Below are 6620 nucleotides of genomic sequence, written 5' to 3'. Positions count from 1 at the left end.
CGATGAAATACGCCGTATCTTTGGTTTAAAATATGTTTCTCTGGACAAGTTATACGAAAAAGCGGATATCATCTCTTTACATGCGCCGGCTACCAAAGAAAATTATCATATGTTAAACGACACTGCTTTTCAAAAGATGAAAAAAGGTGTTATCATTGTAAATACTGCTCGTGGCTCTCTAATAGACCCAGAAGCCTTATACAGGGCCATTGTAAGCCACAAGGTGGGTGGAGCCGCATTAGACGTTTTGGAAAACGAAGATTTTATTATTCATGATGATATTATTTTAAAATCACAAGACATTCCAAAAGAGTTTGCGATGAACACCATTGTTAATGCGCGTTTGATGCAGTTGAAAAATGTTCTCATCACACCGCATATTGCGTTTAATTCCATAGATGCCGTACATCGGATTTTAAACACAACGCTTGATAATATTAATGCTTTTTGCCGAGGACGGGTGAAAAATTCTGTTTTGGCAAAATAGGAGATTTATGAAATACGCCACCGATATGACCCAACTGATTGGAAACACACCGCTGGTCCGCATTAACAAAATCAACAACGGATCTGCCCATTTATATGCCAAGTTGGAAATGTTTAACCCTTTCAGCGTCAAAGATCGCCCTGCTCTTTCTATGATAGAAGCAGCAGAAAAAGCCGGTATTTTGACCGAACAAAGTACCCTTATCGAGCCTACCAGCGGTAATACCGGCATCGGGCTTGCTTTCATAGCAGCCGTACGCGGATATAAACTGATTTTAACTATGCCCGAAAATATGAGCCAAGAACGGGTACGCTTGGTAAAAGCATTAGGGGCAGAGGTATTTTTAACTCCTGCAGCAGAAGGTATGCGCGGAGCTATTGCCAAAGCGCAAGCATTACAACGACAGATACCTCTTTCTTTTATACCGCAACAATTTGAAAACCCAAACAACCCGTCGGCTCATGCTCAAACGGCACAGGAAATATGGCAGGATTTAGAGGGGCAAGTAGATTATTTTGTAGCCGGAGTGGGTACAGGCGGCACCATTACGGGTGTAGGAAGATTTTTAAAGAAACAAAATCCAAACGTCCAAATAATAGCCGTTGAACCTCAAGATTCTGCCGTTTTGGAAGGAAAACCTGCCGGACCGCATAAAATACAAGGCATTGGGGCAGGATTTATACCGCCCATTTTGGACAAAACTATCATTGACCAAATTATCCCCGTCACCGATGAGCAAGCCGCTCAAACAGCCCGATTGGCCGCACAAAAAGAAGGGTTGCTTATCGGTATTAGCGGAGGGGCAGCCTTGTGGGCTGCTTTGCATTTGGCCGAACTCCCCCAAACACAAGACAAAAACATCGTTGTTCTTTTGCCTGATAGCGGGGAAAGATATCTCAACACCTGGCTTTTTGAGTAAACTTTTTATCAGAAAAAACTAAAAATTGATACACTGCTCCTATGAGGAAAATTATTTTTCTTTTTGTTTTTTGCTTTCTGCCCTTTTCCGTTTGGGCTGAAGATGAAATCGTAATAGAAATGCATGGCACCCCTACGGCAGAAAGCCCCAGCATTTGGCAGAAAACGGCCCGACAACTCTCACGTAAATTGCGCAATAGCACGCGTGAGCAACTATTGTATGCTATGCCTGTTGTGTCGGATAAAGACCGCATTGTGCGTAGTCCTTCGGCCGAATATGCCTTGGTGGAATATTATAACAACCGCCAATTTAGGAAATTTCTATTTAAGGCCGAAGAACCCCAATCCTTCATCACCGTCGCCGCTACTGCAGCAGATGTGTTGGCTATTAACAAAAAATATAATATTAATATCGGTTTAAAATTAAAGGATTTCCTTTCTTTTTATGGCTCCAACGCCCTGCAAGAAAAAGAGCCTTCTTTAAAAGGAAATACCGTTTTGTACAAACTCTCTTATCAAGATATCAATACCCCTACACCTACACAACGATGGTTTTTATTTGAAAAAGAAGAACTGACGCTGTCTTTTGAAACGGAAGAAAGTAAAACGGATTATTTAACCTCTTTACGTAAAAAAACAGAAGAAAAACAAAAACTGCCGGTTTCTCTCCCTCCCCAAAAACAAAAACGTACGGTGAGAAAGGCCTTAGTATCCGGAGGAACCCTGCAAGATCAAATGTATATGCCACGCGTCATTCATCCTAAAACGGTGCCACCCACAATGACTTTAAACAAGGAAAATAAAAAATCAGAATAACCTTTTTCTTTCTATTTTATTTTTCGTCAATAAAGTTATCGTATTTTTAAGGAGAAATATATGAACTTTTTTTCTTTAACACTGGCCGGTTTCTTTTTACTGTGTCTGCAAATTACAGTCACCTTTCATATTCTCATGCACAAAGAAGACGTGCCCAGTGCCATCGGTTGGATAGGGTTAGTCTGGTTGGCTCCTGTTGTAGGAAGTGTGGCTTATATTATATTGGGAATTAACCGAATCCGCCGCAAAGCCTTGCGCCTGCAAAATCGCGGAAAAAATCCTTTTACCGCCAGCGGCAAAACTCCACAAGATTTGGAGAAAGAAATTCCCCCCTCCGTATGGCAATTATTGCATCTGGGCTACAAAACCCACCCTCAACATTTATCTTTAGGTAATTTAGTCCTTCCACTGCTCAACGGGGACGAAGCCTATCTGCGTATGTGTCAGGTCATCTCTCAGGCAAAAAAAGAAGTTATGATTGCCAGTTATATTTTTAACAATGACAAAGCCGGGCAAATGTTCGTTTCGGCTTTGCAGAAGGCCGCTCAAAATGGAGCAAAAATGCGTATTTTGGTAGATGGAGTAGGGCTTAATTATAGCCGTCCTAATATATACAAAGCACTTAAACATATCAAAGGCTTGGAGTTTGCTGCTTTTTTACCCAGCAAAAGTCCTGTTAATTTGCCTTTTGTAAATTTAAGAAACCATCGAAAAATAATGGTAATAGACGGAGAAATTGCTTTTTTTGGCGGCATGAATATTTCAGAAGGGAATTTGTTAAACCAAAATCCTCAAGAGCCCATACAGGATATTACTTTTGAAATACAAGGGCCGGTCATCTCTCAAATTTCTAATATTTTTGAAGAAGATTGGGCTTTTAGCACTCAGCAATCTTTGTTAAATAAAAACACACGCCCTCCCCAGCAATCTCCTTGCAAAGGGGCAACCCCTATGCGCCTAATTCCGGACGGACCTGACGGTGATTTTGGAAAAGTGGAAAGAATGTGCTTGGGTGCTTTGGCTTGTGCGCAAAAAAAAGTAAGCATCGTGACTCCTTATTTTTTACCGGAGAATAATATTCTATCCGCATTGGAAACCGCCTCTTTACGCGGAGTAGAAGTAGAAATTATTCTGCCGGAAAAAAGCAACATTTTGGGTATGGACTGGGCAATGCAAGCCAATTTTTTAAGGTTGCTTGAGAAAGGAGTTAAAATTTATCGTTCCGCACCGCCTTTTGACCATAGCAAATTGTTTTTAATTGATGAAGTGTGGCTTTTTAGCGGCTCGGCCAATTGGGACGTGCGCAGTTTTAAACTAAATTTTGAAAGTAATATGGAATGTTTTGACCCGATGCTGGCAAAACAGGTACAACATATCGTAGAAGCAAAAAAGAAAAAAGCCCGCCTGCTCTCTAAAACACACTATATTCAACTTACTTGGTGGAAACAACTGCGCAACAATGCTTTTCGTTTATTAACACCATACTATTAGTCAGCAGGCAGAGGTGCCTTCAATATGGTAAAATATGAGTAATATGAGTGACAATAAAGCCCTTGGGTTTAAAAGACAAGCCCTTAAAAAAGTAATTGAAGCCTTTGACAAAGGCACCTTAGAAACGGGTGCCTATCGCATTCCGCATGATGTGGTACCGCGTAATGCCAATTTGGACGTGCGTTGCTGCGTGTATAAAGAACGCGCCGTATTTCGTGCTCGTACATTGGCCGCTTTGGGTTTTGCCATTGAGCAAGACGATGAGGCCACCTCTTTAAACGAATATGCCAAGCAAGCACTCCTGCGTAAAGATATTCCGGAAAAGCCGCTTACCGTTTTGGATATCGCTTGTAAAGGATGCGTAAAAGCACGCCATATCGTGACGGAAGCCTGTCAGGGTTGTTTGGCGCGCAGCTGCCAAACTGCCTGTAAATTCGGCGCGATTTCCGTCGTTAACGGTAAAAGCCGCATTGATCCCGACAAATGCAAAAACTGCGGTCAATGTAAAGCCTCTTGTCCGTATAATGCCATTACTTATGTGCCTGTACCGTGCGAACAAGCCTGTCCCGTAGATGCCATCAGAAAAGGACCGGACGGTTTTGCTCAAATTGATTTTGACAAATGTATTTCTTGCGGCCAATGTATGGGTGCATGTCCGTTCGGCGCCATCATGGAACGCAGTCAATTAATTGATATTTTAAGTTCCATCAAAAGCAACCGCAAAGTATGTGCCATGATTGCCCCGTCTATTGTGGGTCAATTTGCTTGTACTTTGGGCCAACTGAAAACGGCTATTCAAAAAGCCGGCTTTGATAAGGTGACCGAAGTAGCCGAAGGGGCCGATATCACCACCGAAAACGAAGCACGCGAATTGATTGAACGCTTGGAAGGTGGTGCTAAGTTTATGACCACTTCCTGCTGTGCTGCTTGGGTACAAGCCGTTAAGAAACATTTGCCTGCTATTAAAGAATTTGTTTCTCACACCCGTACGCCCGGCTCTTATACGGCCGAAATTGAAAAGCAAAACGGCTTTACCACCGTTTTCGTAGGTCCCTGTGTCTCCAAACGGGTGGAAGGAATGGAAGACCCCAACATGGACTATGTAATGACCTATGAAGAATTGGGTGCTTTATTAGAAGCCAGAGGCATTAATCCTGCCGAGTGCGAAGAAACCCCGTTAGACCCCAAAATCTCCGGCGAGGCTCGTTATTACGGCGTCACCGGCGGTGTGGCTCAAGCGGTGGAAAATGCTTTAGTAGGACAACGTCCTTTCAAGAAAATGGCCATCAACGGTTTGGATAAAAAAGCCATGTTGATGTTGCAGGCTTATGCCAAAGGAGTGGGTGATTTCCAACTCTTAGAAGTCATGAGCTGTAAGGGCGGATGTATCGGCGGACCATGCACTATTGCCACGCAAGCCAAAGTCATTAAACCGATTAAAGACTTGGTAGCCGAAAGTCCGAAAGTAAAATTGGCTTTTGGCGAAGAAAAGAAAGAAGAAAACAAATAAGAAGTTTTTAAAAACCCCCGCTCTTTAAAGCGGGGTTTTTTTAAATATCTCCATCTATATAATTCCATCCACTACCTGACAATGACTTGCACATTTTTCGACCAAAATCAGTGGATAGAGAGTAGCAGTTTTTGGTAGGATTCAGCACAGGTCCTTCCACCACCAAGCTATAATATTCATCTCCCTTATCTCTGACAACTTCTATAAAAACATTTCCATCTTCATCAATTAAGGAATGTAGATATTTAAAAAATTTACTACTTTTTATTTCATCACCATATTCATCCTGTATAGATTCTACTCCAGACAATTCAACGGAAGATATATCCCAAAAAGAAATTTTTTCTCCGCTAAAATTCATAAAGGCTAATTTAAGTTGGTCTTCCATCACTTTGATATTTTGCAAAGCTTCCGTCATACGACTTTTTTCCACAGCTTTGGTATACTGCGGCAATGCCACTGCAGACAATATGCCGATAATCAGTACCACAACCAACAACTCAATCAAAGTAAAACCTCTTTTCATTTTTCTCTCCTTTTTTCTATTTTTTCCGTCTGAAAAAATTGTAAAAAAAACGATTTGTCAAGTGTTTATTTTATCCCCGACGGAGATAATGTTCTTTTTTACATTGCTAAAAAAGCTAGCAAACAAAACACCAGGCTTACCTTTTTCGGCAATGAGAAAAAGTAAGAAGAAATCGTGTGCTCAAAAAGAAACCAACAAGCGAAGAAGTCGTTATAAAACCAAAAAAATATCCCGCTGCAAAGAGCGGGATATCGTAAAACATTTTCCTGCAAGTTCCACAACCCAACGATTAACGTTTGGAGAATTGGAAGCGTTTGCGGGCGCCCGGCTGACCGGGTTTCTTTCTTTCGACCATTCTGGGGTCGCGGGTTAAGAAACCGGCTTTTTTAACGGTCTTTTTCAGTTCTTCGCTGATTTCAGCGATAGAGCGGGCGATAGCATGGCGCAAAGCACCGGCTTGGGAAGAAATACCGCCACCCTGCACTTTGGCAGTGACGTCATATTCTTTTTCAAGGCTCGTAATCACGAGCGGGGCTTTTACGGTTGCTTGAAATTTTTCGTGACCTTTGAAGTAGTCAGCTAAGGCTTTGGCGTTTACAGTGATAACACCGGTACCTTTTACCAATTTGGCTTGCGCAACAGAAGTTTTGCGGCGGCCGGTTTTGATTTCTTTGGTATTGTTCATAAAAATCTATTCCTCTTATTTGGCAAATCTGCCGGCAAATTCATGCTCTTCGCCACTGAAAAGGCGGAGGCGTTTCATGCGCGGAGCGCGCAAGCGGTTGACGTCTAACATGCGTTTGACGGCCAATTCCAATACTTTGGTGGAATCCTTTTCAAACTGACGTTTGAGCGGGGTTTCTTTGGCGCCT

The 6620-nt window shown here is 42.2% G+C and carries 7 protein-coding genes and 1 pseudogene; 5 read left to right on the top strand and 3 right to left on the bottom strand.

From position 1 onward, the window contains the following. The 5 genes from IKL48_00310 to IKL48_00290 all read left to right on the top strand — a co-directional run. Positions 1–487: hypothetical protein (locus IKL48_00310; protein ID MBR3603132.1), on the top strand; the 487-nt coding region annotated here is incomplete at its 5' end. A gap of 7 nt (positions 488–494) precedes the next feature. Continuing rightward, positions 495–1406, top strand: a complete 912-nt coding sequence (gene cysK / locus IKL48_00305; protein ID MBR3603131.1) for a cysteine synthase A — start codon at positions 495–497, stop codon at positions 1404–1406. A gap of 41 nt (positions 1407–1447) precedes the next feature. Beyond that, on the top strand, positions 1448–2221 hold the full coding sequence (locus tag IKL48_00300; GenBank protein MBR3603130.1) for a hypothetical protein: 774 nt from the start codon (positions 1448–1450) through the stop codon (positions 2219–2221). Positions 2222–2281: 60 nt separating this feature from the next. Next, complete coding sequence (locus IKL48_00295) at positions 2282–3712, top strand: PLDc N-terminal domain-containing protein (GenBank protein ID MBR3603129.1); 1431 nt, start codon at positions 2282–2284, stop codon at positions 3710–3712. Between the two features lie 43 nt (positions 3713–3755). Next, the gene (locus IKL48_00290) at positions 3756–5222 is read left to right on the top strand and encodes a monomeric [FeFe] hydrogenase (protein ID MBR3603128.1); all 1467 of its coding nucleotides are present in this window, start codon (positions 3756–3758) and stop codon (positions 5220–5222) included. Positions 5223–5625: 403 nt separating this feature from the next. On the opposite strand, the pseudogene IKL48_00285 reads toward IKL48_00290, so the two are convergent. The 3 genes and pseudogenes from IKL48_00285 to IKL48_00275 form a co-directional block, all read right to left on the bottom strand. Beyond that, positions 5626–5748 (bottom strand): annotated as a pseudogene (locus tag IKL48_00285) (prepilin-type N-terminal cleavage/methylation domain-containing protein). A gap of 289 nt (positions 5749–6037) precedes the next feature. After that, positions 6038–6433 carry a 30S ribosomal protein S9 gene (gene rpsI / locus IKL48_00280; GenBank protein MBR3603127.1) on the bottom strand — a complete coding sequence of 132 codons (396 nt, stop codon included), beginning with the start codon at positions 6431–6433 and terminating at the stop codon, positions 6038–6040. A gap of 15 nt (positions 6434–6448) precedes the next feature. Then, the coding region (locus tag IKL48_00275; GenBank protein ID MBR3603126.1) for an uL13 family ribosomal protein at positions 6449–6620 on the bottom strand (172 nt) is incomplete at its 5' end.

The sequence above is a fragment of the Elusimicrobiaceae bacterium genome, assembly GCA_017520185.1.
In the GTDB taxonomy this organism is placed as follows: domain Bacteria; phylum Elusimicrobiota; class Elusimicrobia; order Elusimicrobiales; family Elusimicrobiaceae; genus Avelusimicrobium.
Note: the sequence above shows the minus strand (reverse complement) of the source record. Positions and strands in the feature narration are given on the sequence as shown.

Bases quoted from the DNA above. Each gene is read 5' to 3' on its own strand.
- IKL48_00295 (MBR3603129.1), top strand. From the start codon at position 2,282: ATGAACTTTTTTTCTTTAACACTGGCCGGTTTCTTTTTACTGTGTCTG.
- rpsI (MBR3603127.1), bottom strand. From the start codon at position 6,433: ATGAACAATACCAAAGAAATCAAAACCGGCCGCCGCAAAACTTCTGTT.
- IKL48_00300 (MBR3603130.1), top strand. From the start codon at position 1,448: ATGAGGAAAATTATTTTTCTTTTTGTTTTTTGCTTTCTGCCCTTTTCC.
- IKL48_00290 (MBR3603128.1), top strand. From the start codon at position 3,756: ATGAGTGACAATAAAGCCCTTGGGTTTAAAAGACAAGCCCTTAAAAAA.
- cysK (MBR3603131.1), top strand. From the start codon at position 495: ATGAAATACGCCACCGATATGACCCAACTGATTGGAAACACACCGCTG.